Raw genomic sequence first — 25,278 nt, forward strand, 5'->3', positions numbered from 1 at the left:
CTTACCATTTAACGGGCTGTATTATTCGGGGTGCGAAGGGCCGAAGAACGTAGGAAGGGGAACAAGGGACATATAAAGAGAAAAGTCTTGACGTTAAGATTAAATTCTTTTAATTCTGTAATAACAGAAATTAGAGAAATTGTCTTATGCATCTTTCACCATCCATGGAGCGGTATGTCCTGCATTGGGGCGAGATGGGATCTCGCTGGGGAGTGAACCGCTCTGTCTCCCAGATCCATGCACTGCTGTATCTGTCAGCACGTCCCCTGCATGCAGAGGAAATTTCCGAAACCCTGAATATTGCCCGTTCGAATGTCAGTACCAGTTTGAAGGAGCTACAGGGATGGGATCTGGTGCATATGGTTCACGTTTTAGGAGACCGTAGAGATCACTTCGAAGCACCCCATGATCTTTGGCAAATGTTACTGACCATCGCAAATGCCCGAAAGCAACGGGAGATTGCGCCAACCCTCAGTACCTTGCGAAAATGTGTGCTGGATGGTTCAGAGGAAAGCGATATTCCGGCGGAAAGTTTGAAACGTATGGAAGATATGCTGGAGTTTATTGCCAACCTGACCAACTGGTATGAACAGGTTAGCAAGCTGCCCAAGGGAACTCTGGTCAAGATTATGAAACTTGGAGCGAAAGTTGCGAAACTGATTGGTAAGTAGATCAGGCGGGCTATTGTCCGCTTTTCTTTTGAGAAGTAATTTCTCTCATGACAGAAATTACAGAAACAAGGAATGTGGCGGTTATGAAAAAGGATATATTTGTCAGCACAGCAGTCCTTCAGGAGTCTCTGCCACTTCCGGGTTTTTTATCTCGTACCCGATTTGCAGACCAGCCTGCAAATCAACTTGCAGATCAACCTGTAGATCTCTGTGGTCTTATAGGCGATCGGGCATGGAGAAGACTACACCCAGCCATTCGTCAACGGTTTGGGACCAGCAACAAAGGTGGTGAAAAACATCTTTATCAAGGCAGAATGGACAAGGTTCAGGCGAGCTGGTTCGGGATTGTTATGGCCTGGGTTTCCCGCCTTTTTGGTACTCCTATGGCCTGGTCTCAGGGGGAGAATGTTGCCTGTGACGTCTATACCTATGAGGATAAAAAGCGACCGGGAGGGACCGTTTGGGAACGCCATTATTATTTTAGTGATCAAAATACCCAGATTGCCCGTACAACCAAAATAATTACTAACGACAAGGGGTTGCTTGAATGCTTTGGCGGGGGACTGGGGATGTCCCTGAAGCTGGAGGAGAAGGCGGGGGCACTATGTTTTATCTCGACGGCTTTTTTTATCGAAATAAATAAAACCCGAATACCTCTGCCTCGCTGGATCAGTCCGGGCACGCTAGAGGTGACGCACCGACACGCAGGGCCTGACCGATTTCAGTTTACCCTCGAAGTATTTCACCCGCTGTTTGGCCAGACGGTTTTTCAGGACGGGTATTTTTCAGAAAAGGAGATAACAGATGGAGCTGGTACTTGGCCTGCTTGTGATACAGGGACTCCTGGGCGCATTTGATAACCTCTGGCACCACGAAATTACTGAAGCCCTGCCTTCCAAACCGGGTGCACGCAAGGAGTTGATGCTGCATTCAGCCCGGGAGTTTATCTATGCTGCCCTTTTTGTGATGTTGGGTTGGGCAAGCTGGCATGGATTTCTGGCATTCTTTGTTATGTTTTTGCTGCTGGTGGAAGTCGGTATAACCCTTTGGGATTTTATCGAAGAAGACCTGACCCGCAAGTTGCCCCCGCTCGAACGTGTGTTGCATACGGTTTTGGCAATGAATTATGGAGCTGTTTTGATTCTACTGCTGCCCCAGCTCTGGCAGTGGGGATTGGAAAATTCCAAGATCGTGCCTGTCGATTATGGCTGGATTTCCTGGGTGATGAGTCTTTATGCCATCGGTGTGCTTCTTTGGGGGATACGAGACTTGATGGCCGTGATTCGCCTTGGCCCTCTCCAGACCCCTGAATTTTTACGCAAGCCGATCATGGTAAGTGAAAACACGACACCAAAAACAATTCTGATAACAGGGGCGACAGGCTTTATTGGCAAGGCCTTGACCCGCCAGCTCCTGTCCAGGGGAGAGAAGGTCCTGGTTTTGACCCGGGACAGGGAAAAAGCCAGAAATATCTTTGGACCACTGGTTGAAACCCTGGAGTCTTTGGCAGAGATACCCGCCAGCAAGAAAATAGATTCTGTGATTAATCTTGCTGGCGAAGCAATTATCGGGCTGCCCTGGACGAAGGCAAGACGCAAAAGCCTCTTTGCCAGCCGGATTAACACGACAGGGGAAATAGTTGAGCTGATTCGAAGGCTGGAGCATAAACCGGCCGTGCTGGTGAGTGCATCTGCTGTTGGGTATTACGGGGATGGTGGAGAGAGAGAACTGGATGAATCCGGACCTTGCCAGAAGGTGTTTGTATCCGAACTTTGTCAGCAATGGGAAGCGGAGGCCCGTAAAGTGGAGAGTCTGGGTGTCCGGCTGGGACTGTTGCGTTTCGGGATAGTCTTGGGAGAGGGCGGCGGAGCACTGCCAGGTTTTGCCACACCAGTTGCATTTGGTCTTGGCTGTATCTTCGGTAAGGGGCAGCAGTGGATGCCGTGGATTCATCTTGGCGATGCGATCCGTCTGATAGACTTTGTGCTTGATCGGAAGGATATCAAGGGTGTGGTCAATGCTGTCGCACCCGGTACCATCCGTCACCGGGTCTTCATGAAAACACTGGCCCGGAAGCTCGAACGGCCGCTTTTATTTCGACTGCCCGGGTTCCTGTTGAGGGCGGGGCTGGGAGAGATGTCCGTGCTTTTTCTGGAAGGACAGCGGGTGATCCCTGCCAAGGCCGAGAAATCAGGTTTCACCTACACATTTCCGACCTTAGACCAGGCATTGGCCGATCTTTATCCCGATAACCCAGTTGCTGCAGCGCTAACAAGTTCAAGAGAACCTGGTGACTCTCCCGGACTCTCTTGACCCACTGCTGTTGAACGGCGATAAAGCCAGCCTTGGTTTTTACAACAACCGCTATGGGAACGGATCTTCCACATGAAGCGTATTTTCTCGGGTGTTCAGCCCACCGGGAACCTGCATCTGGGCAACTATCTGGGTGCTATTCGCAACTTTGTACGTCTGCAGAATGACTATGAGTGTATTTTCTGTGTCGTCGATATGCATGCGATTACCGTCTGGCAGGATCCCAAACAGCTGGTTCTCAATACCCGGGAAGTTGCGGCTTCCTATCTGGCGGCAGGAGTTGATCCGAAACGCCACATTATCTTTAACCAATCCCAGGTTTCGGCTCATGCTGAACTGGGCTGGATTTTCAACTGTGTGTCGCGTATCGGCTGGCTCAACCGCATGACCCAGTTCAAGGACAAGGCAGGAAAGAACAAGGAGAAAGTTTCAACCGGCCTTTATGTTTATCCAAATCTTATGGCTGCGGATATCCTGGCTTACAAGGCAACACACGTGCCGGTGGGGGAAGATCAGAAACAGCATCTGGAGCTGACCCGGGACATTGCCCTCAAGTTCAACAATGACTTTAAAGTGGATCTTTTCCCGGTGCCCGAGCCCCTGATCATGGGAGCAGCAACCCGGGTGATGAGCTTGCGTGATGGCAGCAAAAAAATGAGCAAATCCGACCCGTCGGACTACAGCCGGATCACCATGATGGATGATGCAGATACCGTGGCTAAAAAAATCCGCAAGGCCACAAGTGATCCGCATTTGATTCCCGGGATCGAGGTGCTCGGAGAAAACGGTTCTCTGCCGGACGAGATCCGTAAAGAGAGGCCTGAAGCTTTTAATCTCTTGTCAATTTATGCAGCCTTGCAGGATCAGGAGCTCAAGGACGTTCTTGGAGAGTTTGAAGGCAAGGGTTTTGCTGAATTCAAGCAATCTCTGACCGATCTTGCGGTTGAGAAGCTGGGGCCGATGGGAGCCGAGATGAAGCGTCTGATGGATGACCAGTCCTATGTGGATGGCATCCTGAAAGAAGGTGCTGGACGGGCAGCAGCTTTGGCCGAACCTGTAATGCGCGAAGTCTATGATGCAGTCGGGTTTCTGCGTTCCTAGGCGTTTTGGCCCTGGTGCGGACAACATTTTGATTAAAAGGCTCCAGTGAAAACCGGAGCCTTTTTGCCGACAGGTCCTGAAATATTCTTTCAGGATGTAATATCTGTAGCTGAAAATATACAAAAAGTTGAAAGAACAAGGAAAAAGCAGGGCGTTCCCCCTTTTACTTTTCGAGCTGGCGGGATAGATTTTTATTAAAGTGAACGATTTGTAGATTCACGGGAGGCGAATTCCGCCAGGATGGGGTACGGCCATATGCTCACCACCAAGAAGAACGGCTGACGGCGATGCAAATATATCTACCTATCGCTGAAATTTCCGTAGATATCATTCTCTTGTTGGCAATGGGAGGGGGTGTCGGATTTCTTTCGGGGCTTTTTGGTGTTGGGGGTGGCTTCCTGATGACTCCCATTCTCATATTGGTCGGAGTACCGCCGGCGGTGGCGGTGGCAACCCAGGCAAATAATGTGATTGCCTCTTCCGTTTCGGGCGTTTTTGCCCATTGGAAACGGGGTAATGTTGATTTTCTGATGGGCTGGATACTGCTGGCGGGTGGTTTTATTGGCTCTACTGTCGGGGTTGGAATCTTTACGCTGTTGAAAAACCTCGGACAGATTGATCTGGTGATCAGCCTTTGTTACGTGATTTTTCTGGGCACGATCGGGCTGCTGATGATGCTGGAGGGGATCAAGGCTGTCTCGCACCGCAGAAAGACTGGTGGGGCCCGGCGTGGCAAACTGCATGAGCATAACTGGTTTCACGGTTTGCCCCTGAAAGTCCGGTTCCGGAAATCCCGGCTCTATATTTCGGCACTGCTGCCGCTGGGGATCGGTTTTTTTGTTGGTATTCTCTCGGCGATTATGGGGGTTGGCGGGGGATTCATTCTGGTGCCTGCCATGATCTACATGCTGGGGATGCCGACGGCGATGGTTATCGGTACCTCGCTGTTCCAGATTATTTTTGTTGCGGCCAACGTTACTTTTCTTCAGGCGGTACAAAATCAGACCGTTGATATCGTTCTCGCCCTGTTGCTGCTGGTCGGTTCGGTACTTGGTGCGCAGTTTGGCACCCGGATCGGGGCTAAAATGCAGGGGGACTGGTTGCGGTTGCTTTTGGGGGCTCTGGTCGTGATGGTCTGTGGAAAGCTTTTCCTTGATCTCTTGGTGACCCCCGCTGACTTCTATTCTCTGGAGATGGTGCGATGACTCCTCTCTGGCAGCGTCTCTCGCCCCTGGCGCGCGGTGTGTTCTTGCTGGCGGTTCTGGCTTTTGTTGCGCTTCCGAAACAGTCCCGGGCCATAGAGGTGGATTTATCCAGCCACCTCGTGGCAATTACGGCTGGTTTTTCCGGCGATAAAATCCTGCTTTTTGGCAGTATCAATTCGCCAGGCGAGGTTCTGGTGGTTGTGCGGGGACCTGATGCGGACTTCAAGATGCATCGCAAAGAACAGGTCGCAGGGATCTGGATGAATACGGCGACAATGCGGTTTGAAAAGATACCGAGTTTCTATGCCATCGCGGGTACCGGGCCTCTTGAAGAAATTGCCAGCCCGACGACACGAGCCCTGAATGGAATCGGATTTGACCATATTGGCCTTGAGTTACCTGTAACGAAGGCAGCCGGACGTATTGCCGAACAGTGGAAAGATTCTCTGCTGCGCAATCTTCTTCGTGCTGGAAATTATCAATTGGCCTCTGCCGAGATTGTTTTTCTGGGAGAACATCTGTTCAAGACAGAATTCGAGCTGCCGGCAAATGTCCCGACAGGCAGTTACAGTGTCAGCGTCTATCACCTGCGCGAAGGGCAGATTATTGACGCCAGGACAACGCCCCTGTCGGTTTCCAAGATCGGGGCAGAGGCAGAAATTTATGACTATGCACACCATCAGGGGACAATGTATGGTATCTTCGCAATTGTTATTGCGCTTGTATCCGGGTGGATGGGCCACCTCGCGTTCCGTAAGGGATAATGCATGAGTGAAACTGAATCGTCAGACCAGTCGGCAGCAAACAAACAGCGCCGGGATCATGGTTCCAAGGATCGGATTTTTCTGGTTGTTGTCGATGATAGTGACGAGATGCTGCAGGCGATGCGTTTTGCCTGTCGCCGCGCCTTGCATACGGGGGGGCGTGTTGCCTTGCTGTATGTCATCGAGCCAGCTGAATTCAATCACTGGATGGCAGTCGGTGATCTGATGCAGGAAGAAGCCAGGGAAGAGGCTGAACGGCGGTTGCAGGACATGGCCGAGGAAGTGCAGGAATATTCCGGCCAAATGCCGGTTCTCTACGTCCGTGAAGGCGATCGCCGTGACGAGTTGCTCAAGCTGGTAAATGAGGATGAACAGATTTCCATTCTGGTGCTGGGGGCGAGTTCAGGCTCGGGTGGGCCGGGACCTTTGTTGACAGCCCTTATGGGGAAACATATCGGCAAGCTGCGTGTCCCGATTACTGTTGTACCGGATAATCTGGAACCGGCAGCAATTGACGAGATCAGCTAAGCCTCTCTTTTCCTGTTCATTTATGTTTCTTGCTCTATGGGATCTGGGGCCAATGTGAGTTCCTGCTTGAATGTCCCCTGCAAGATTACATATAAGAACGAGAACCAACCGCGTTTCAGAAGAGTTTAAACATGTTTATTCAGACCGAGCAGACCCCAAATCCCGCAACCCTGAAATTTCTTCCAGGCTGTCCGGTGCTGTCAGAAGGGACCGCTTTTTTTGAATCCCGCGATGCGGCGGCATGTTCACCTCTGGCGCAGCGCCTGTTCGATGTTGAGGGTGTTACCGGCGTATTTTTTGGCGGCGATTTTATCACCATCACCAAATCAGAAGACAAGGAATGGTATATTCTCAAGCCATCTATCCTTGGTACGATTATGGAACACTTTACGGCTGGACGTCCGGTCATGACCGACGGGGCAGCCGGAATCACATCCCATGCCACAACGGAAAGCGGTGACGACGACGAGATCGTATCCCAGATCAAGGAACTGCTTGATACCCGTGTGCGTCCGGCTGTTGCCCAGGACGGTGGCGATATCGTATTTCACGAGTTTACCAACGGTGTTGTCTATCTTCACATGCAGGGAGCCTGTGCTGGTTGTCCGAGTTCAACGGCGACTCTGAAGATGGGAATTGAAAATATGCTGCGCCATTACATTCCGGAAGTAAGTGAAGTCCGGGCGATTTCCTGATCCCTGCCGGCTGATTCCCTTGCATAAATCTTCTGTGGACCAGACTCCTGTGAAGAAATATTCATCTTTGCACCGGATTGTATTCTGGCTGCTGACAGGGGGAGTCTGTTTTGTCGTTGCGGCTCTTTTGATACCGGAGCCAAGGCGGGCGCAGTTCTTTCCCTCGGGGATTTCTCTGGATAGCCGGGAAAGCATGCTGAGCCTGTTTCAGGCGCATGAATATCATCTGGTGGATGTGCGAAACCGGAAGCTTTCTGTTCCCCGATTGTTTATTGACCGTTTTCCAGATGATTTCGGGAACGAACCTGATGTCGAAGTTCGGAAAAGCCTTTTTATCCGAAGTTTGCTGCCTCTGGTTCTTCGGGTAAATGAAAAAGTTCTTCGGGAGAGAGACAAGCTCATTGCTTTTACCAACAGGCTGGAGCTGGTCGATAACAAATCAGAAACGACTGAATTTTCCACCGATGAAATCGCGTGGCTGAGCGGTCTGGCCGAACGCTATCGAGTAGCCAATGTGTTGCGAGACGGACATATTGATCCGGTCAAACTGGCACGTTTGACCAAACGTGTTGATGTCGTGCCTGTCAGTCTGATCCTGGCGCAGGCAATACAGGAAAGCGGTTGGGGAACTTCGCGGTTTGTCCGTGAGGGAAATGCCTTGTTTGGCCAGCGGATATGGGTGGAAAATGGTACCGGACTGGTTCCTCAGGACAGAGGAGAGGAAGAATCTTTCCGGGTACGGAGTTTTGATAGTTTGCTGGGTTCCGTCGAGGCCTATGTCCATAATCTGAATAGTCATGTTTCCTACAGCCAATTCAGATCTCGCCGGTGGCAGCTCAGGCGGGCTGGTGCGAATCTTGACGGTCGTCTTGATGGCCCCGGGCTGGCGATGAGCCTTACCGCCTATTCAGAAGAGGGCAGCAAGTATGTTGCGGCACTGCAGTCTGTCATGTCTTCAAACAAACTGCAGGATTTTGATCAGGCAAAACTTGTTTCTGATGACGTCATCTTGAGTGGTTCTGTTGATTTCAGCCCCCTTGCCTTCCTGTCCCCCAAAGGTTGATTCACCCGTAAAGCTGATTGCCTCTGGAAATCAAGAGTTCTGATTTTGGGCAGAAGGACAAACAGCGATTACCCAAACAGCGATTACTGGGATTATTCAGGTATATAATATTGCTGTCCGAACCAGCGCCAGCGTTTGTCTGGTCCGAGCATGGTGCAGTTGAGCCGGGCTCTGCCTGGTGTGAAGGGTGCTGAAAGCCGGACTTCGATCCTTCCACCTCCCAATTGCATGAGTGATACATCATTTTGCGAGCTGTAACAGTTCAATCCGGGATAGCTGCCATCTTCCCGTGTCCCGATCTCTGGCGAGATTGTGAAGCCGATGTTCGGGGGGTTGTTTGTTTTGTCCAGCATGGGATTTTCCGGGAGGACAGCAAGCACGGGGAGGGGAAGAGTGTTGATGGCCAGCTTGAATCTCTCGATTGCGCCAAAACGTTCATTGAAAGTGAAGCGCGGAAGTTGAAACAGATCGTCTGTGCGTGAAACAGTTCCGGAATGCTGGCCAAAGGCGGCTTTGAAACCCGATTCTTTGACGACCTGTACAAGAGATGAAGAAACCTCGCCATAGGGGTAGGAAAAAATATCGGGTTGTTTGCCCAGGGCGCGTCTGAAGAGCTCGTTTGCCTGATCAATCGAAGCTTTTTGCTCCTCGGGTGTCAGGTCTGCCATGTGCTGGTGCTGATGGGCATGGTTGCCGATACTGATGAGGGGGTCGGCAATAATTTCACGCAGCTCTGTCCAGGACATATAATCAGGCTGGTTTTGTTCAACTGGTTCTGTGGAAACAAAAACCGTTACAGGCAAGCCTGCTTTCTGAAACTCTTTCCAGCCTGTATTATAAAAAGAGGCAAAGGCATCATCGACAGTAATGCCGATGGTCCGGTCCGGAAGCTGTCGTCCTTCTTTCAGGGCATCTGTGATTTCGGACAGAGAGAGAACCGTATAGGGCCCGCTTTTGAGCAGCTGGATGTGGCTGCGTAATAATTCCAGCGGGATATTTGTGGTCGGATAAGCCGCCTGGTCGAAGCGATGATACATAATAATCACCGCACCGTTGAGCTGCTCTGTCTCGACAGCCTGTGCAGAAGCATTTTTGCCAGGGCTTATGAGAAAAAGGCTCATAAACAATGTAAGGCTTGCGAGAAAGTGGGAAGGGCGCATTTACTTCCATCCGGGTGTCAGTGTGCAGAGATTCAGGCTCTAAGATTTTTGTAAAATTACTTGTTACAGTAAAGATACTTGCTAAAAGGTTTTAAAAGTAATGGCATTTGTTCCAAATGCTGTTGATCTGCTTTCTCTGGCTGTGTTGTCCTTTAGAATACCTTACAGAGATCAGATGTCGGGTTTTAAACTAACAGAATGATGTTTACCAATCATGTGTGCAGATGATTCTATTTTCCTTGGACTGGATACAGCGGGTTCTTCCTGTTCTGTGGCCATTGTCAGGGCTGGAAAGATCCTGGCTTCCCGTCTGGAGGAGATGCGGCGCGGACAATCAGAGCGCTTGCTGCCCATGATTAATGAAGTTCTTTCTGTGACGGGTCTCGAGCTGTCGGACATGTCGGGCTTTGCCGTCACGACAGGGCCGGGCGGTTTTACGGGAGTCAGGATCGGACTGGCTGCGGCACAGGGATTTGCTCTTGCCTGTGACAAACCTCTGGTCGGGATAAACAATTTTGACGTTTTGGCGCGCGCGGTTCCATCTGAAGAAAAGGACTCGGTCGAGAGTCTGACCGTTTTGCTGGATGCAAAGAGGGCTGAATTGTTTGCCCAGTGTTTCACGTCGGAGCTGAAGCCCCTGACGGAGCCTTTTGCAGTAAGTCCGGATCAGCTGGCTCCGAGATTGCCCTCGGGAAAGAATCTCCTGGTTGGTGACGCTGTAGAACAGGCGGAGGAGTTCCTCGCAAAGGCGAAAATCGATTATACAGTCTCCCGCGCGATTCCCCGGGCGGATGCGTCTTGCCTTTTACTGCTGGCTTTGGAAAAAGGATTGTTCAAACAGAAAGCGCACCGTCTTCATCCGCTCTATCTGCGTGCACCGGATGTGTCGCTTCCCAAAAATCATCCAACAGGGAAATAGGGGTGAAGCGGGAACCTCCACTCTCCGCGTTTGACGCGACCCCTGGTGAAATTCTTTGGATAGAGACGGCGCATGCTGAAGTGTTGGCGTTGCTCCATCAAGGCAGTTTCGCGGAGGGGAGCTGGAGCAGAGATTCTTTTTCTCGAATACTTGAGTTACCGACAAGCAAGGGTCTGATTTATTGTGTCGAAAAAGTTCCTGCCGGCTTTGTTCTATGGCAGAGGTCGCTGGATGAGGCAGAGATATTGACGTTTTGTGTTGACCGCAAGTGGCGTCGAAAAGGTGTTTCTCGCTTGTTGATTGCTGCGATGTTGGAAGATGCAAGTCAATCAGAAGTATGCAAATTTTTTCTGGAAGTTGCTGCAGATAATTACCCGGCTATTTCACTTTATTTGAGCTCAGGATTTACGGAAATTGGTCGTCGTCCCAAATATTATCAGCGTGAGGGCGGAAAATCTGCAGATGCACTTGTCATGCAACTTGAAAATTTCTGATTTTTGTCACTTTTTTATATATATGATTTAAATCGCAATAAATAGTTGGATTTCTCCCTTGTAATTTTATGTAAATGACTTTAATTCGCTAGGTGACAAGTTATTCGACGCACAGTAATTGCGTAAAAAAACAAGACAACCTTAGATCTGGAAAGAACAGTCATACGATGTCTGAAGATAAATCCTCAATGGAACTTGTGGAGCTGACAACACGGCTTGTGGCTGCACATGTTACCAATAATTCTGTTGCTATGGCTGATTTACCGCAATTAATCCGCGAAGTTCACAGCACCCTTGTGTCATTGGGAGATGAAGAGCGGAAAGAGCCCGAGCGCCCGATGCCGGCGATTTCGATTAAAAAGTCGATTACCCCGGAATTTATTATTTGCCTCGAAGATGGCAAAAAACTCAAAATGTTGAAACGCCATCTGAAAACGGCTTACAACATGACACCGGAAGAATATCGGGAGCGCTGGGGCCTGCCACAGGACTATCCGATGGTCGCACCAAATTATGCCAAGCAGCGCAGTTCTCTGGCCAAGCAGATCGGGCTCGGTACCCGGTCCAATCGGTCCAGTGACAAATAAATCGTTTATGATGCATTTTTCTTGAAAAAAGCGCTGCTGGGTGTTTGCCGAGCAGCGCTTTTTTATGTAATTTAGAATTATTCAAAAATTACGACATCTTGGGTTCCCATGACATCAAAACTGGAAGTTCTTTGTGCTGAAAAAGGTTTGAAGATGACGGAGCAGCGTAAGGTTATTGCGCGAGTCTTGTCAGATTCTACAGATCACCCGGATGTGGAGCAGGTCTATCAGAGGGCATCGAATCTTGATTCTAAAATCTCGATCGCGACCGTTTATCGAACAGTAAAGCTGTTTGAAGAAGCCAATATTCTGGAGCGGCACGACTTCGGAGACGGGCGCGCCCGTTATGAAGAGGTCACCGAGCAAGATCATGATCACCTGATAGATGTCAATTCCGGCGAAGTTGTCGAATTTTCTGATGTGGAAATTCACGAACTTCTTAGTAAGATGGCGTCAAAGCTTGGTTATCGACTGGTCGATCACCGGTTGGAACTGTATGCTGTGCGTGAGGGCTGTCGCGAAATAAAATAGACACAATTATCTGTCATGGTCCTTTCGATGTATAATTTGAACCATGAAAGAAATGGGACATGCTCGAGGAATTAGTGCGACCCGTTGATGTGACTGCTGGGTCTCTGACCATTCGTTTGGCGGAAACCGAGCGAGAAATTCTGGCTGCCCAAAATCTGCGATACAATATTTTCTATAACGAGATGTCCGCGCGGCCGACGGATGAGATGCGTGTGGCCGAAAGGGACTTTGACAGTTTTGATCCCTTTTGTGATCACCTGCTTGTCTTTGATAATGAGTGCGGCTCAGGGCCTGATGCGGTTGTCGGGACCTATAGAGTGATGCGACGAACCGGTGCAGCGGCTCGCGGACAATTTTATTCCATAGACGAATTTGATATTGGCAAGCTGCTGGATTTTCCTGGCGAGGTCCTGGAACTTGGGCGGTCTTGTATCAGCATGGATTATCGTCGTGGTTCGACAATGCAGCTGTTGTGGCGTGGCATTGCCCAGTATGTCTTTGCCTATGATGTTAAATATATGTTTGGTTGCGCGAGTCTTGAGGGCACAGACCCAACAGACCTGAAACTGCCCCTAGCCTATCTGTACCACAACCATCTTGCTGATCCCGAGATTCGTCCCCGGGCCCTGCCTGATCGATATGTCTCGATGGATCTTTTACCTGCGCAGGATCTGGATCCCCGTCAGGCCCTGAGAACTTTGCCTCCGCTGATCAAGGGGTACCTCAGACTGGGGGGCGTCATTGGAGATGGTGCAGTCGTTGATGAACAGTTTGGTACAACAGATGTTTGCGTTATTGTTGAGACCAGCAATGTAACCGATAAATATTATAACCATTACCGTCGAGAAGCCGAAGGTGCAGCGGGCCAGGTGAACTGACATGCCCGATATTGCTGTTGCTTCTGGCTTGGGATCAGGGTTCAGGGCGATGCGGCGGCTGTTCGCCTATGTCGTTTTTACGTTCAGCCTGATTCCGTTGCAGGCGCTGTTGCTGCTGCTCCGCCTTCCCGGCCGCTACAAACTGCCCCTCTGGTATCACAAGGCAAGCTGTCATCTGACAGGGGTGCAGGTTATTGCCCGGGGACAGCCCAGCACGCGACGTCCGACCCTTTTTGTGTCCAATCACGTTTCGTATCTTGATATTTCGGTGTTGGGAAGTCTGATCGATGGACACTTTGTTGCAAAATCAGAAGTAAGTGGCTGGCCGCTCTTTGGGCTTCTGGCAAAGCTGTCCGGGACTGTCTTTATCCAGCGCCGTAGGCACAAGGCCGGAGAGAACCGTGACGACATGTTGCGCAAGCTCGGGGGCGGGAGAGATCTTATCCTTTTTCCCGAGGGAACCTCCAGCGATGGCCAGCGTGTACTCCCCTTTAAATCGGCGCTGTTTTCTGTTGCCCAGATCCTGGGGGACGATAGGCCCTTGCTGGTTCAGCCAATCTCCATTACATACACCCGTTTGGATGGTATGCCGATGGGCCGATTGTGGCGACCTTTCTATGCCTGGTATGGGGATATGGAGCTGCCCGGTCATTTATGGCATGCACTGGCTATGGGAAATCTGACTGTCGAGGTCGAGTTTCTCGAGCCGGTAGAGGTAAGTGCCTTTGCAAATCGAAAAGATCTGGCAATGCACTGTCATGCGGCTGTTTCGCGTGGTGTATCCAGCGCCTTGACAGGGCATCGGTTCCGCATAGCTTCTGATCCCAACAAGTGGTAATCTAAACGAAGTGTTGCGCGCTGCACCAGGTACCGACAGTCGTGTAACACCAGGCTGAATGGTAACATTGGTGGCAAAAAAACTTTATATCAAGACCTATGGCTGTCAGATGAACGTCTATGACACTGTTCGGATGACAGATGTGTTGACCCCTTTGGGATACAAAACCGTGGATAGCCCCGAGGGTGCTGACATGGTGATCCTCAATACCTGCCATATTCGCGAAAAGGCTTCGGAGAAGGTATTTTCCGAACTCGGGTTGCTCCGTCGGATGAAAGACAAGCGGGAAGCTGCAGGTGAGCGCATGCTGATCGGTGTGGCTGGCTGTGTCGCCCAGGCTGAAGGGGAGGAAATTCTTCGCCGGGTCAAGCAGGTTGATATGGTATTTGGCCCCCAGACCTATCATCGTTTGCCGGAAATGGTGACGCAAGCTCTGGGGAATACGAGCGGGCGTGGCATTTCGGATACAGATTTCCCGGTTGAATCGAAATTCGATTTTCTGCCGGAAGAGAGCAACCATCAAGGTCCTGCTGCTTTTCTGTCGGTACAGGAAGGCTGTGACAAATTCTGTACCTTCTGCGTTGTTCCCTATACCCGCGGTGCCGAGTTTTCCAGGCCCGTTGCCTCCATTCTTGAGGAGGCCCGGCGACTGGTTGCGAATGGAACCCGTGAGATTACCTTGCTGGGGCAGAATGTGAATGGTTTCCACGGGGAAGCGCCGGATGGCAGTAACTGGAAACTTGGCCGCTTGTTGAGAGAGCTTGCCGAGATCGACGGCCTGGGCAGGTTGCGCTATACCACATCGCACCCCAATGACATGGATGATGAACTGATTGCCACCCATGCTGATCTGGCCTCTTTGATGCCTTATATGCATTTGCCGATTCAGAGTGGTTCAGATCGCATACTGGAGATGATGAATCGCAAGCACACTGCGGATAAGTATCGAAAGATTATCGATAAACTCCGCACGGCTGTACCGGGACTGTCGCTTTCGTCTGATTTTATCGTGGGCTTCCCGGGAGAAACAGATCAGGATTTTGCCGACACCCTGCGTCTGGTGACCGATGTCAGTTATGCGCAGTCCTATTCCTTCAAATATAGTCCCCGTCCGGGAACTCCTGCGGCCGGTATCGAGGCTCAGGTTCCCGAGGATGTGAAATCAAGACGCCTTGCAATGTTGCAAGAGCTTCTGAGTGCACAGCATCTGGCATTCAATCAGGGAACTGTCGGGAAAACACTTTCAGTTCTCCTGGAGCGCAAAGGACGCGCAGAAAACCAGTTGGGAGGTCGCAGTCCTTACATGCAATCTGTGTTCGTCAAGGCTCCAGAGCGTCTTATGGGGCAAGTTGTTGATGTAAAAATTGAAACTGCCAATCCAAACTCATTGACCGGGACGGTTGTAACAGGTGACTATGAGAATGTGGGGGCGCAGGCCGCTAATTTGACAGGAACCGGAATGGAGGTACGCATTTGATTTCCAGAGCGCGCAACGGACAGTCTAACCGCGATGCCAGGCAGAATAAACATCTGGAATTCGCCGATAACAGTCTTCTTCCCATGCTTTACGGGGAGCATGACCAGCACCTGCTCCAGTTGGAACAGCAATTGGGAGTTAGTCTTGCCTCCAGAGGCAATCAGGTTTCGATTAGTGGTGACAAGGACTCCGTAGCGACAGCCCGTGTTGTCCTGAAGGCGCTTTATGAACGTTTGCAAAAAGGGCTTGAGGTGGGCGGTGGTGACGTTGATGCCGTGGTTCGTATGGCACAGATGACGCCTGATGTCGAAGAGACTGAAAAGGCCGTCGAGTCTACGCATGGTGACGAGCTGGCAATCATAACCCGCAAACGCCGGTTGAATCCCCGATCTCCAGGACAGGCGGCCTATATCAAGGCCATGCAGCGTCATGAACTGGTGTTTGGTATCGGTCCGGCGGGAACAGGCAAAACCTATATGGCTGTTGCCTATGGCGTTTCTTTGCTTCTCAGCGGAGAAGTCGAACGGATTATTCTCTCCCGTCCAGCGGTTGAAGCCGGGGAGCGACTAGGCTTTCTGCCTGGAGATATGAAGGACAAAGTCGATCCTTACCTCAGGCCGCTCTATGATGCCCTGCATGATATGCTGCCGTCGGATCAGGTGAGCAGTCGCCTGGAGCATGGTGAGATCGAGATTGCTCCTCTCGCTTTTATGCGCGGGCGCACCCTCTCCAATGCCTTTGTCATTCTGGACGAAGCCCAGAACACCACGCCCGTTCAGATGAAAATGTTTTTGACACGGCTTGGCGAAAACAGCCGGATGGTTGTTACCGGGGATCTCTCGCAGGTTGACTTGCCCAAAGGCCAGCCTTCAGGGTTACGGGATGCCTCTGAGACACTCGCCAACCTTGATGAGGTTACTTTTGTCCAGTTTTCTCATGCCGATATTGTCCGCCACAAGCTGGTGACAAAGATTGTCCGGGCTTATGACACAAGAGAAAAGGCCGGAGAGGCTAAAGAAAGAGATTTTTTTGATGGGTGATGTTCCCTCCCTGCAATTCGTATTGCGGAGATTTACAGGTGCGTGACCTTGAAAGCTGTGCTGATCAGGATGAGGATCTCGACAGTATTTTTACCGGAATTGATATCGGGATCAAACTGGAAGATCCATCCTGGGTCATTGATCTGCCACACTGCCGCCCGCTCGTCCATCGTGCTGTAATGGCCACTTACGTTTTGGGCGGTTTTTCCGAGGAAGCGAGCAGTGTTGCGACAAGTAAAATTGTCAGCGCAGAGTTGTCTGTTGTTTTGTCGGATGATGCTTCTGTCCAGGTTCTGAACCGCAATTATCGTGGGAAAGACAAGGCGACCAATGTACTTTCCTTTGCGGCTCTTGATGATCCGGATGAGGAAGCCCTGGCGTTGCAGCGCGGGGTATTGTCGCTTGGGGATATCGTTTTGTCCCGCGAGACCTTGATCCGGGAAGCAAGCGACCAATCTAAGAGGCTGGAAGATCACTTTACCCATTTGCTGGTGCATGGTGTTTTGCATTTGCTGGGGTATGATCATCTGTCTGAAGATGAAGCCATTGAAATGGAAGGGCTGGAGGTGGATATCCTGAGCAGGCTTGGCGTTGCTGATCCTTATATGTTCGAGACAAGATCCCCTCAGAGTAGAGCAATAGATGAGTGAGATATCAGGTAACGGAAAACCTGCGCGGGGCCAGGGGACAGAGACACCCTCAAATGGTGGTTTTCGCAGCTGGGTGAGCCGTACTTTCGGTTTCAAGAACGGCGATTCCTCTTTGCGGGAAACGATCGAGGAAATTATCGGCGAAATAGAAGAGAGCGAGGGAGAGACTGAATCTGCGACACCAATTGGTGCGGATGAGCGGATGATGCTTGGTAATATCCTCAAGCTCCGTCATCTTGCCTGTTCGGATGTTATGGTTCCGCGCGCTGATATTATTTCCGTAGATATTGAAACGCCGATCAATGCGCTGATCGATGTCATGAGTGCAGCAGGTCATTCGCGTCTTCCTGTGTATCGGGGAACCCTGGATGATGTGGTCGGGATGGTTCATATCAAGGACGTGCTTGAGTATTCAAAAGGAACACGAAACCCGAACCTTTCCAGTATTGTGCGTCGGGTTCTGATCATTGCCCCGTCCATGCGGGCGATTGATCTGTTGCTCGAGATGAGAATGTCCCGGCTTCATATGGCGCTGATTGTCGACGAATTCGGCGGGATTGATGGTCTTGTCACGATCGAGGATCTGGTCGAGGAAATCGTGGGCGAGATTGAAGACGAGCACGATACAAACGAGGGGCCAAGATTTTACCCCCGTCCCGACGGATCTATTATTGCCGATGCCCGTTGCGAGATCGTTGATCTTGAGGAGAAAATTGGAAATATCCTGACGGATCAAGAGCGGGAAGAAGATATTGATACGCTTGGCGGACTGGTCTTCTGGCTTGCAGATCGGATACCGGCGCGCGGTGAGTTGATTCTACATGAAGAAACCGGAATCAGTTTTGAGGTCATGGAAGCAGACCCCCGGCGGATCAAACGTTTGCGGATCTGGAAAAGCGGTCCGGTTTCAGCCGGAGAAACAGTAGAGGAATAGCCCTGATATGATTTTTGCCCGGGGGTTGGCAGGTCTGTATGGCCTGAGCGCAAGAATTCAGGCTTTGGCAGGGTGGTCACGCTATCTCTTTGCTTTGGCTCTGGGGGCCATATCGGCGACGGCTTTCGCACCGCTTTTTATGGTTCCATTCCTGCTCCCTGCTTTTTGTGGCCTGCTCTGGTTGCTCAAGGGAGCGGAGAGCCCCAGGAAAGCGGCTCTGGTTGGCTGGGCTTTTGGGGCCGGGTATTTTGCGGTGGGACTTTACTGGGTCGGGGCTGCTTTTCTGGTTAACAGTGCACGCCACGCATGGATCATGCCTTTTGCCATTGTTGCTTTGGCCGTCGGAATGGGATTGTTTCACGGGCTCGTAACGTATCTTTTGGCCAGAAGCAAAAGCAGAGGTGTGGAACAGGTTGTTGCCTTTGTAGCGATCTGGCTGTTGGTCGAGTGGCTCAGGTCCTGGATTTTCACCGGGTTTCCCTGGAATTTGCTTGGTGCTGTCTGGACTTTTTCGGATGGTATGTTGCAGCTGGCAAGTGTAACAGGGGTTTGGGGGTTGAGCGTCATTACCCTTTTGGCTGCTGCTGCTCCTGCGGTTCTTTTTGATGAAAAATCTTTAAATCTGGCCGAGCTTTCCCGCCGGGTTGCATTCGTTTTTATTGCGCTGCTCCTGCCGCTGGTGGTTTGGGGGGGCGGGGTTTTGCGTCTCTCTATGGCACCCGTTGGTCCGGAAGCTTTTGTTCCAGACGTTACCTTGCGGCTGGTGCAGCCCAATATCAAACAGGCAGATAAATGGAAGCCGGAGCAGCGAGGGGATCATATTGTCCAGCAAATGGGGCTTTCTGCCGGGGAGGGGTTCAAGGAGGTCACTCATGTGATCTGGCCTGAAACGGCGGTTCCCTTTCTGCTTTCTTCCGACAAGGATTTGCGCACGGTTATTTCACGGATTGTCCCGCCGGGCGGCTTTCTGTTGACGGGTGCGCCACGCGTTGAAGAAGTGATCTTGCCCGAGGGAGAGGGCGTGGAGCGCAATTTTAAAAACTCGATCCACGCGCTTGATCGGCGGGGAGAGATTGTTGCAACCTATGACAAGTTTCACTTGGTCCCCTTTGGTGAATACGTGCCGTTCAATTTCCTTTTTCGTTTTGCCAAGCTGACTGTCGGGCAATCTGATTTTACACCTGGCCCTGGTCCCCGGACGTTGATCCTGCCAGGGCTGCCGCCAGTAAGCCCGCTGGTGTGTTATGAAATTATTTTCCCAGGGGCTGTGGTTGATAACGAGAACAGACCTGACTGGATTCTAAATCTGACCAATGATGGCTGGTTTGGTATTACCAGCGGGCCATATCAGCATCTTGGAATGACGCAACTCAGGGCTGTTGAAGAAGGCTTGCCCGTAATTCGCGTTGCGAATACCGGTGTCTCGGCATCGATCGATGCATATGGAAGGATAGTTGAAAGTGTTGATTTGGGGGGCAGAGGCGTTGTCGACTCCGGGTTGCCTGTAAAAACCCCGGAACGTACTGTATTTTCCCGGGTTGGTAATTTTTCGATCTTTTTTTTGTTGGTGGCTTTGTTGCTACCATTGGTAATCGGACGCTGGAAATTGCAAAATCGTAACTAATTGCTCTTTTTTATCGAAAAACAGTTGACTGCATACGATGGTATGTATCATGATGCTCGTATAGATGGTCGCTTGTGTCTGCAAAAAAGAGAGAGTTGTATAATGGGTCTAGTTCAAGAAAAGGAACCGGTACGCGGCAAGGGAAAACCAAATCCCGTTGATGTTCACGTTGGAAGCCGCGTGCGTTTACGTCGTACACTCCTGGGCATGAGCCAGGAAAAATTGGGCGAAGCAATCGGCTTAACCTTTCAGCAGGTGCAAAAATACGAACGTGGTGCGAACCGTGTTGGTGCAAGTCGTCTATATGACCTTGCCCGTGTGCTGGAAGTGCCTGTGGGATATTTTTTCGCCGACATGCCTGACGAGGTTGCTTCGCAGTCTCCGGTTCGTCTGCGGGAGATGAGTGAAGAGAAAATCGAGACTTTTGTGCATGAAGCCGATCCGATGGCAAAGCGTGAAACGCTTGAGTTGGTTCGTGCCTATTACAAAATTATTGACCCCCAGGTCCGCAAACGTTTGTTCGAAATGACCAAAGCCCTGGGTACTGCTGCCGAAGCTTCTGCAAACGAGGCTGCCGGGGCCTGATTATCCCCTTTCTGGCAAAGATAGTTTGAAAAAACACCTCCGTTCTGTGTAATGGGGGTGTTTTTCCGTTGCGCTCTTGGACGCGATCAGGCATTTCTGATCGCGTTTTAGCGAATAGGACATGGGTCGCATTATCTAATCCGGTGTCCTGTTTTTGTATTTACATATATTTAGTGAGGGGGTTGTCGTGCGACTTGGCAGCTATCTTTTCACAAGCGAGTCCGTGTCTGAAGGACACCCGGACAAAGTCTGTGATCGTGTATCCGATTCTATTGTTGACCTGTATCTTGCCCATGATCCTGAATCCAGGATTGCGGTTGAAACGCTGGCAACAACCAACCGCATCGTTCTGGCAGGTGAAGTTCGTGGCCCTGCGGCTGTTACCCATGACGTCATTGAAGAGGTGGCGCGTCAGGCAGTACGTGACATCGGTTATGAGCAAGAAGGTTTCCACTGGCAGAATATGGCCGTGCAGAACTTCATTCATGAGCAGTCCGTTGATATTGCCCAGGGTGTAGACTCTGCGGGCAACAAGGATGAGGGCGCGGGTGACCAGGGCATTATGTTCGGTTACGCCTGCAGGGAAACCGAAGCCTTTATGCCGGCGCCGATTTTCTACTCTCACAATATTCTGCGTTCGCTTGCCGAAGTTCGTCATTCTGGAGAAGAGCCTGGGCTCGGTCCTGATGCAAAGAGCCAGGTAACGCTGGAATACGTTGACGGCAAGCCTGTTCGGGCGACGTCTATTGTGGTTTCAACCCAGCATGCTGAAGGTGTTTCACAAGAAGAGATCCGCGCTATTGTCCGACGTCATGTTGCCAAGGAAATGCCGGAAGGCTGGATGTGCCCCGAGGACGAGTTTTATGTCAATCCAACAGGTCGCTTTGTAATTGGTGGTCCCGATGGCGATGCTGGTTTGACGGGTCGTAAGATCATCGTTGATACCTATGGTGGGGCAGCGCCTCACGGCGGCGGTGCGTTCTCCGGTAAAGATCCGACCAAGGTTGATCGTTCAGCAGCTTATGCAGCGCGTTATCTGGCCAAAAACGTTGTCGGTGCCGGTTTGGCCGAACGTTGTACAATCCAGGTTTCCTATGCAATCGGGGTTTCCAAACCTCTGTCGCTTTACGTGAACACACATGGCACAGGCGAAGTTGACGAACAGAAACTCCCTGCTGTTCTGATGGATATTATGAATCTGTCTCCGCGGGGAATTCGCCAGCATCTTGGCCTGAACAAGCCAATTTATGCTCGTACAGCGGCTTATGGCCATTTTGGCCGTCGCCCGGAAGATGATGGTGGCTTCTCGTGGGAGCGCCTGAGTCTGGTTGACGACCTCAAGTCCGCCTTCAATCTTTAAGCGGTATTCGTAGAGACGTGAGATGAGCGATCCTGTTAAGCGTAGTACGTTCTATGGCCGACGACAGGGTCGCCCTCTGCGAAAGAAGGCGACCGAACTGGTCGAGACTGTTTTTCCAAAAATCCGTATCTCTCTGGAAGGGATGCAGGAGGGGGGAACGCTCGATCTTTCCCGAATTTTTGCCGGATCAGGTGGCCCGGTATGGCTTGAGATCGGGTTCGGTGGTGGCGAACATCTCGCCTGGCAGGCCGAAAACAATCCTGAGGCCAATATTATCGGCGCAGAATATTTCATTAATGGTGTTGCTTCGTTGCTGGGGCATCTGGATGAAAATGGCGCAGATAATGTGCGAATTTATCGCGGAGATGTCCGCGATCTTCTCCCCTTTCTGCCGGACAGTTGCCTGAGCAAGGCCTTCCTGCTTTTCCCTGATCCATGGCACAAGGCGCGCCATAACAAACGCCGTTTTATCCAAAAGGAAACCCTTGACCGGCTTGCCGAGCTGATGGTCGATGGGGGCGAATTCAGGATGGCCACAGATGATATGGGCTATTTGCAATGGATGCTCGAACGGACTGTGCCCCATCCGGATTTTACCTGGATAGCAGAAGGCCCCCTCGACTGGGACAGGCGGACAGATGACTGGCCGCAGACCAGGTATGAGGAGAAGGCTCTGAAAAAAGGATTGAAGCCGGGGTATTTGCGGTTTCGTCGCAACGCCAGGGGCTGATTCAGAGACTACGAGGCAATTGGCACCCCCTAGTGTCTTGTAATCGTGGATCTATTTGTGACAAACCTGGCTTGTCTAGAAAAGCGCTTGCACTGACTGGGGGCTGAAGGTAAAGTGCGCCCGGGATGCAGCTGGATGTAGCCCGCTACATAGAAGTTTTACGGCGGGCCTGAGGGCCCATTTTTTGTATCTGAAATCTGCAATCTGTGAGTGGAATATTCCTGAAACAGGTTTGTAGGACAGGCGGACGGAGACAGTTTTTGTCAATTGCTACCGGAGGTTCGATGCCTCTTCTTGCCAAGACAAGCGAAGGAAAAGCCGCCCAGGTCGAGCAACTTATTGCGCCGACTCTGGCCTCTATGGGTTTTGATATTGTTCGTGTTATGATTATGGGCGGTGAAGAGCAAAAGACTCTGCAGATTATGGCCGAGCATAGTGACCTCAAGCAGATCATGACTGTGGAAAACTGTTCGGACATAAGCCGGGCGGTAGAGGCTATTCTGGAAGTGGAAGACCCGATTGCGGGGGCGTTCCGTTTGGAAATCAGCTCGCCAGGCATTGATCGTCCCTTGACGAGGCTGTCCGACTTTGAGCGCTTTTCCGGTTTTCATGCGAAGATCGAGATGGCGGTAACGGTTGATGGACGTAAGCGCTTTACCGGGCGGTTACTTGGTGTTGAGGAAAATGCTGTTCACCTTGATCTTGAAGATGAAGAAGCTGAAGTTTATTTGAGCTTTCAGGATATGTCGCGAGCCAAGCTTGTGCTGACTGATGAACTGATTGCAGCCGCGCAGGCAGGTAGTTAACTGCTGCGTCGAAAGATTGAAGTGTAGCGCGTCTATATTCGCGCTATGTAATGACCTAATAAAACTGACGTCTGATGTCAGTACAGATTAAGGAATACAGGGCAGATGGAAACGAGTGCTCTTTACAGAACCGAACTCCTTCAGGTTGCAGAGGCGGTTGCACGTGAAAAAAGCATTGAGCGCGATGAGGTGCTCGATGCCATGGAGCAAGCTATTTCCAAGGCTGGGCGCGCCAAATACGGACACGAGCACGATATCCGTGCGGGTATCGATCGCAAGACCGGTGAAGTCAGGCTGCGCCGCTATATGGAAGTTGTCGAAGAGGTCGAGAACGAGTTGACCCAGACAACACTGCGTGATGCGCGGGTTCGTCAGCCGGATATCGAGATTGGCGAGTTCTTTTACGATGAGCTGCCCCCGATTGATCTCGGACGTATCGCAGCCCAGACTGCCAAGCAGGTCATTGTACAAAAGGTTCGCGATGCCGAACGGGCCCGTCAGTTCCGGGAATACCGTGATCGTGTTGGCGAGATCATCAATGGGGTGGTTAAGCGGAACGAGTTCGGAAATGTTACAGTTGACTTGGGCAAGGCCGAAGCCATCATGCGTCGTGACGAGACGCTGCCGCGTGAAAATTTCCGCAATGGTGATCGTGTGCGCGCTTACATCTATGATGTTCGCGAAGAGCCTCGTGGCCCGCAAATTTTTGTCTCTCGTTCACATCCGCAGTTCATGGCCAAGCTGTTTGCCCAGGAAGTGCCGGAAATCTATGACAGTGTCATCGAGATCAAGGCTGTGGCCCGTGACCCGGGAAGCCGGGCGAAGATTTCTGTTCTTTCGAACGATTCTTCCATTGATCCTGTCGGCGCCTGTGTCGGTCTGCGCGGAAGTCGTGTCCAGGCAATCGTTACAGAGCTGCAGGGCGAAAAAATTGATATTATTCCCTGGTCTCCGGATGTTGCGACCTTTGTTGTGAATGCTTTGGCTCCAGCTGAAGTTTCCAAAGTTGTGCTGGATGAAGACCAGAAGCGTATCGAAGTGGTTGTTCCGGATGAGCAACTTTCTCTGGCAATCGGCCGGCGCGGTCAGAACGTGCGTCTCGCCTCTATCCTGACAGGTTGGGATATTGATATCATGACCGACGAGGAGGAATCCCGTCGCCGTCAGGACGAGACAAAACAGCGTTCCCAGAATTTCATCGACGCGCTTGATGTTGACGATGTTATTGCCCATCTGTTGGTTGCCGAAGGTTTCGAAGATATTGAGCAGGTTGGATATGTTCCTGTTCACGAACTGGCGTCAATCGAAGGCTTTGATGAAGACGTTGCAGAAGAGTTGCGCAACCGGGCGCGGAATTATCTTGAGGCGCGTGATAACAAGCTGGAAGAATCCCGCAAAAGCCTGGGAATTAGCGATGAGCTAATGTCAGTCGAGGGCTTGTCAACCGAGCAGGTTGTCAAACTTGGCGAGCAGGGCGTTAAAACCCTTGATGATCTTGCGGATCTTGCCGGTGATGAACTTGTTGAGATGCTTGGATCTGAACTGGCCATGACAGAAGCTGCTGCCAATGAAATTATCATGGCTGCACGGGCGCACTGGTTTGAAGATGAAGCTGCAGAAGCGACAGAAGGCACAGAAGCTGAGGAAGCGTAACCCGGAGGATCGGGATTATGACAACATCAGATCGATTGCCTGACGTTGAAAGGCGGAAAAAGGACAAGGGACGCAGCGATCCAGAGAGACGCTGCATCGCCTCGGGTGAGCTTTTCCCCCAGTCAATGCTGCTGAAATTTGTCATTGGTCCGGACGGTTTTGTCGTGCCGGACCATACAGGAAAGTTGCCGGGACGCGGAATCTGGTTGTCTCCAAGCCGGGATATGCTAGAGAAGGCGTGTAAAAAGAATTTGTTTGCGCGGTCAGCCAAGGCGCAGGTCAAAGTACCTGAGGATCTGGTTGGTCAACTCGAGACGCAACTAACGAAACGTTGCCTTGATGCCCTTGGTCTGGCAAAACGAGCCGGACATTTGGTTGCAGGGTTTGAAAAAACCAGAGCATGGCTTTCTGAACAGAAAGTCGGGCTGTTGGTTCAGGCCGCAGATGCGGCAGAAGATGGGCGCGGGAAAGTTCGTGCATTGGCAAAAGCGGTAAACCCCGATTTGCCAATTGACGAAAGCTTCACCGCGCAGCAGCTGGGGCAAGCGCTGGGCCGGGAATCCTGGGTCCATATCGCGCTTAGACCCGGTGGAATCGCTGATACGTTTGTCGCAGATGCGGCACGGTTGTCGGCTGTACGAGGAATTGCGGGGCAACCCGCCAAAAAGTAAG

At 51.2% G+C, this 25,278-nt stretch carries 27 protein-coding genes; 26 read left to right on the forward strand and 1 reads right to left on the reverse strand.

Annotation, left to right across the window (positions count from 1 at the left end; genetic code table 11):
- Positions 1-146: 146 nt before the first annotated feature.
- From O4H49_RS10880 to O4H49_RS10920, 9 genes are all read left to right on the forward strand, one after another.
- A complete protein-coding gene (locus O4H49_RS10880; protein ID WP_269423453.1) occupies positions 147-671 on the forward strand; it encodes a GbsR/MarR family transcriptional regulator in 525 nt (174 codons plus the stop codon).
- A gap of 83 nt (positions 672-754) precedes the next feature.
- Entirely contained in the window at positions 755-1,528 is a 774-nt protein-coding gene (locus tag O4H49_RS10885) for a DUF4166 domain-containing protein (RefSeq protein WP_269423454.1), read from the forward strand.
- Positions 1,476-2,984 (forward strand): TIGR01777 family oxidoreductase, encoded by a 1,509-nt coding sequence (locus tag O4H49_RS10890; protein ID WP_269423455.1) that lies wholly within the window; start codon positions 1,476-1,478, stop codon positions 2,982-2,984. The genes O4H49_RS10885 and O4H49_RS10890 overlap by 53 nt, the downstream gene beginning before the upstream one ends.
- Before the next feature lie 72 nt (positions 2,985-3,056).
- The gene (trpS, locus tag O4H49_RS10895) at positions 3,057-4,085 is read left to right on the forward strand and encodes a tryptophan--tRNA ligase (RefSeq protein ID WP_269423456.1); all 1,029 of its coding nucleotides are present in this window, start codon (positions 3,057-3,059) and stop codon (positions 4,083-4,085) included.
- Between the two features lie 287 nt (positions 4,086-4,372).
- On the forward strand, positions 4,373-5,290 hold the full coding sequence (locus tag O4H49_RS10900; protein ID WP_269423457.1) for a sulfite exporter TauE/SafE family protein: 918 nt from the start codon (positions 4,373-4,375) through the stop codon (positions 5,288-5,290).
- On the forward strand, positions 5,287-6,054 hold the full coding sequence (locus O4H49_RS10905) for a TIGR02186 family protein (protein WP_269423458.1): 768 nt from the start codon (positions 5,287-5,289) through the stop codon (positions 6,052-6,054). Before O4H49_RS10900 ends, O4H49_RS10905 begins: the two co-directional genes overlap by 4 nt.
- A 3-nt stretch (positions 6,055-6,057) precedes the next feature.
- Positions 6,058-6,582, forward strand: a complete 525-nt coding sequence (locus O4H49_RS10910) for a universal stress protein (RefSeq protein ID WP_269423459.1) — start codon at positions 6,058-6,060, stop codon at positions 6,580-6,582.
- Between the two features lie 131 nt (positions 6,583-6,713).
- The gene (locus tag O4H49_RS10915) at positions 6,714-7,277 is read left to right on the forward strand and encodes a NifU family protein (protein WP_269423460.1); all 564 of its coding nucleotides are present in this window, start codon (positions 6,714-6,716) and stop codon (positions 7,275-7,277) included.
- Positions 7,278-7,326: 49 nt separating this feature from the next.
- On the forward strand, positions 7,327-8,340 hold the full coding sequence (locus O4H49_RS10920; protein ID WP_269423461.1) for a glucosaminidase domain-containing protein: 1,014 nt from the start codon (positions 7,327-7,329) through the stop codon (positions 8,338-8,340).
- A gap of 92 nt (positions 8,341-8,432) precedes the next feature.
- Here O4H49_RS10920 and O4H49_RS10925 read toward each other — a convergent pair whose 3' ends face one another.
- A complete protein-coding gene (locus O4H49_RS10925; protein ID WP_269423462.1) occupies positions 8,433-9,500 on the reverse strand; it encodes a polysaccharide deacetylase family protein in 1,068 nt (355 codons plus the stop codon).
- A 214-nt stretch (positions 9,501-9,714) separates the two neighbouring features.
- On the opposite strand from O4H49_RS10925, the gene tsaB reads away from it, so the two are divergent.
- From tsaB to O4H49_RS11010, 17 genes are all read left to right on the forward strand, one after another.
- Positions 9,715-10,419 (forward strand): tRNA (adenosine(37)-N6)-threonylcarbamoyltransferase complex dimerization subunit type 1 TsaB, encoded by a 705-nt coding sequence (tsaB, locus tag O4H49_RS10930; protein WP_269423463.1) that lies wholly within the window; start codon positions 9,715-9,717, stop codon positions 10,417-10,419.
- A 2-nt stretch (positions 10,420-10,421) separates the two neighbouring features.
- A complete protein-coding gene (locus O4H49_RS10935; RefSeq protein WP_269423464.1) occupies positions 10,422-10,913 on the forward strand; it encodes a GNAT family N-acetyltransferase in 492 nt (163 codons plus the stop codon).
- Positions 10,914-11,080: 167 nt separating this feature from the next.
- Entirely contained in the window at positions 11,081-11,500 is a 420-nt protein-coding gene (locus O4H49_RS10940; protein WP_020590544.1) for a MucR family transcriptional regulator, read from the forward strand.
- Positions 11,501-11,608: 108 nt separating this feature from the next.
- Positions 11,609-12,031, forward strand: coding sequence for a Fur family transcriptional regulator (locus tag O4H49_RS10945; protein WP_020590545.1), 423 nt, complete (start codon positions 11,609-11,611; stop codon positions 12,029-12,031).
- 59 nt (positions 12,032-12,090) lie between these two features.
- A complete protein-coding gene (locus O4H49_RS10950) occupies positions 12,091-12,909 on the forward strand; it encodes a GNAT family N-acetyltransferase (RefSeq protein ID WP_269423465.1) in 819 nt (272 codons plus the stop codon).
- A gap of 1 nt (position 12,910) precedes the next feature.
- Complete coding sequence (locus tag O4H49_RS10955) at positions 12,911-13,747, forward strand: lysophospholipid acyltransferase family protein (protein WP_269423466.1); 837 nt, start codon at positions 12,911-12,913, stop codon at positions 13,745-13,747.
- Positions 13,748-13,805: 58 nt separating this feature from the next.
- On the forward strand, positions 13,806-15,224 hold the full coding sequence (miaB, locus tag O4H49_RS10960) for a tRNA (N6-isopentenyl adenosine(37)-C2)-methylthiotransferase MiaB (RefSeq protein WP_269423467.1): 1,419 nt from the start codon (positions 13,806-13,808) through the stop codon (positions 15,222-15,224).
- Complete coding sequence (locus O4H49_RS10965; protein ID WP_419715221.1) at positions 15,221-16,264, forward strand: PhoH family protein; 1,044 nt, start codon at positions 15,221-15,223, stop codon at positions 16,262-16,264. Before miaB ends, O4H49_RS10965 begins: the two co-directional genes overlap by 4 nt.
- 38 nt (positions 16,265-16,302) lie before the next feature.
- A complete protein-coding gene (gene ybeY, locus O4H49_RS10970) occupies positions 16,303-16,914 on the forward strand; it encodes an rRNA maturation RNase YbeY (protein WP_331283757.1) in 612 nt (203 codons plus the stop codon).
- The gene (locus O4H49_RS10975; protein WP_269423468.1) at positions 16,907-17,848 is read left to right on the forward strand and encodes a hemolysin family protein; all 942 of its coding nucleotides are present in this window, start codon (positions 16,907-16,909) and stop codon (positions 17,846-17,848) included. The genes ybeY and O4H49_RS10975 overlap by 8 nt, the downstream gene beginning before the upstream one ends.
- A 7-nt stretch (positions 17,849-17,855) precedes the next feature.
- Positions 17,856-19,472, forward strand: a complete 1,617-nt coding sequence (gene lnt, locus O4H49_RS10980) for an apolipoprotein N-acyltransferase (protein ID WP_269423469.1) — start codon at positions 17,856-17,858, stop codon at positions 19,470-19,472.
- 102 nt (positions 19,473-19,574) lie between these two features.
- Positions 19,575-20,057, forward strand: a complete 483-nt coding sequence (locus O4H49_RS10985) for a helix-turn-helix domain-containing protein (RefSeq protein WP_020590553.1) — start codon at positions 19,575-19,577, stop codon at positions 20,055-20,057.
- A gap of 187 nt (positions 20,058-20,244) precedes the next feature.
- A complete protein-coding gene (gene metK, locus O4H49_RS10990) occupies positions 20,245-21,417 on the forward strand; it encodes a methionine adenosyltransferase (RefSeq protein ID WP_269423470.1) in 1,173 nt (390 codons plus the stop codon).
- 22 nt (positions 21,418-21,439) lie between these two features.
- On the forward strand, positions 21,440-22,147 hold the full coding sequence (gene trmB / locus O4H49_RS10995) for a tRNA (guanosine(46)-N7)-methyltransferase TrmB (RefSeq protein WP_269423471.1): 708 nt from the start codon (positions 21,440-21,442) through the stop codon (positions 22,145-22,147).
- A 284-nt stretch (positions 22,148-22,431) separates the two neighbouring features.
- Positions 22,432-22,953, forward strand: a complete 522-nt coding sequence (gene rimP / locus O4H49_RS11000) for a ribosome maturation factor RimP (protein WP_269423472.1) — start codon at positions 22,432-22,434, stop codon at positions 22,951-22,953.
- Positions 22,954-23,058: 105 nt separating this feature from the next.
- Positions 23,059-24,606 carry a transcription termination factor NusA gene (gene nusA, locus O4H49_RS11005; protein WP_269423473.1) on the forward strand — a complete coding sequence of 516 codons (1,548 nt, stop codon included), beginning with the start codon at positions 23,059-23,061 and terminating at the stop codon, positions 24,604-24,606.
- 17 nt (positions 24,607-24,623) lie between these two features.
- Positions 24,624-25,277, forward strand: a complete 654-nt coding sequence (locus tag O4H49_RS11010) for an RNA-binding protein (RefSeq protein WP_269423474.1) — start codon at positions 24,624-24,626, stop codon at positions 25,275-25,277.
- Position 25,278: the final 1 nt, after the last annotated feature.

The organism is Kiloniella laminariae (genome assembly GCF_027214005.1).
GTDB classification, from domain to species: Bacteria; Pseudomonadota; Alphaproteobacteria; order Kiloniellales; family Kiloniellaceae; genus Kiloniella; species Kiloniella laminariae_A.

Bases quoted from the DNA above. Each gene is read 5' to 3' on its own strand.
- O4H49_RS10880 (WP_269423453.1), top strand. From the start codon at position 147: ATGCATCTTTCACCATCCATGGAGCGGTATGTCCTGCATTGGGGCGAG.
- O4H49_RS10885 (WP_269423454.1), top strand. From the start codon at position 755: ATGAAAAAGGATATATTTGTCAGCACAGCAGTCCTTCAGGAGTCTCTG.
- O4H49_RS10890 (WP_269423455.1), top strand. From the start codon at position 1,476: ATGGAGCTGGTACTTGGCCTGCTTGTGATACAGGGACTCCTGGGCGCA.
- trpS (WP_269423456.1), top strand. From the start codon at position 3,057: ATGAAGCGTATTTTCTCGGGTGTTCAGCCCACCGGGAACCTGCATCTG.
- O4H49_RS10900 (WP_269423457.1), top strand. From the start codon at position 4,373: ATGCAAATATATCTACCTATCGCTGAAATTTCCGTAGATATCATTCTC.
- O4H49_RS10905 (WP_269423458.1), top strand. From the start codon at position 5,287: ATGACTCCTCTCTGGCAGCGTCTCTCGCCCCTGGCGCGCGGTGTGTTC.
- O4H49_RS10910 (WP_269423459.1), top strand. From the start codon at position 6,058: ATGAGTGAAACTGAATCGTCAGACCAGTCGGCAGCAAACAAACAGCGC.
- O4H49_RS10915 (WP_269423460.1), top strand. From the start codon at position 6,714: ATGTTTATTCAGACCGAGCAGACCCCAAATCCCGCAACCCTGAAATTT.
- O4H49_RS10925 (WP_269423462.1), bottom strand. From the start codon at position 9,500: ATGCGCCCTTCCCACTTTCTCGCAAGCCTTACATTGTTTATGAGCCTT.
- tsaB (WP_269423463.1), top strand. From the start codon at position 9,715: ATGTGTGCAGATGATTCTATTTTCCTTGGACTGGATACAGCGGGTTCT.
- O4H49_RS10940 (WP_020590544.1), top strand. From the start codon at position 11,081: ATGTCTGAAGATAAATCCTCAATGGAACTTGTGGAGCTGACAACACGG.
- O4H49_RS10945 (WP_020590545.1), top strand. From the start codon at position 11,609: ATGACATCAAAACTGGAAGTTCTTTGTGCTGAAAAAGGTTTGAAGATG.
- O4H49_RS10950 (WP_269423465.1), top strand. From the start codon at position 12,091: ATGCTCGAGGAATTAGTGCGACCCGTTGATGTGACTGCTGGGTCTCTG.
- O4H49_RS10955 (WP_269423466.1), top strand. From the start codon at position 12,911: ATGCCCGATATTGCTGTTGCTTCTGGCTTGGGATCAGGGTTCAGGGCG.
- miaB (WP_269423467.1), top strand. From the start codon at position 13,806: ATGGTAACATTGGTGGCAAAAAAACTTTATATCAAGACCTATGGCTGT.
- O4H49_RS10975 (WP_269423468.1), top strand. From the start codon at position 16,907: ATGAGTGAGATATCAGGTAACGGAAAACCTGCGCGGGGCCAGGGGACA.
- lnt (WP_269423469.1), top strand. From the start codon at position 17,856: ATGATTTTTGCCCGGGGGTTGGCAGGTCTGTATGGCCTGAGCGCAAGA.
- O4H49_RS10985 (WP_020590553.1), top strand. From the start codon at position 19,575: ATGGGTCTAGTTCAAGAAAAGGAACCGGTACGCGGCAAGGGAAAACCA.
- trmB (WP_269423471.1), top strand. From the start codon at position 21,440: ATGAGCGATCCTGTTAAGCGTAGTACGTTCTATGGCCGACGACAGGGT.
- rimP (WP_269423472.1), top strand. From the start codon at position 22,432: ATGCCTCTTCTTGCCAAGACAAGCGAAGGAAAAGCCGCCCAGGTCGAG.
- nusA (WP_269423473.1), top strand. From the start codon at position 23,059: ATGGAAACGAGTGCTCTTTACAGAACCGAACTCCTTCAGGTTGCAGAG.
- O4H49_RS11010 (WP_269423474.1), top strand. From the start codon at position 24,624: ATGACAACATCAGATCGATTGCCTGACGTTGAAAGGCGGAAAAAGGAC.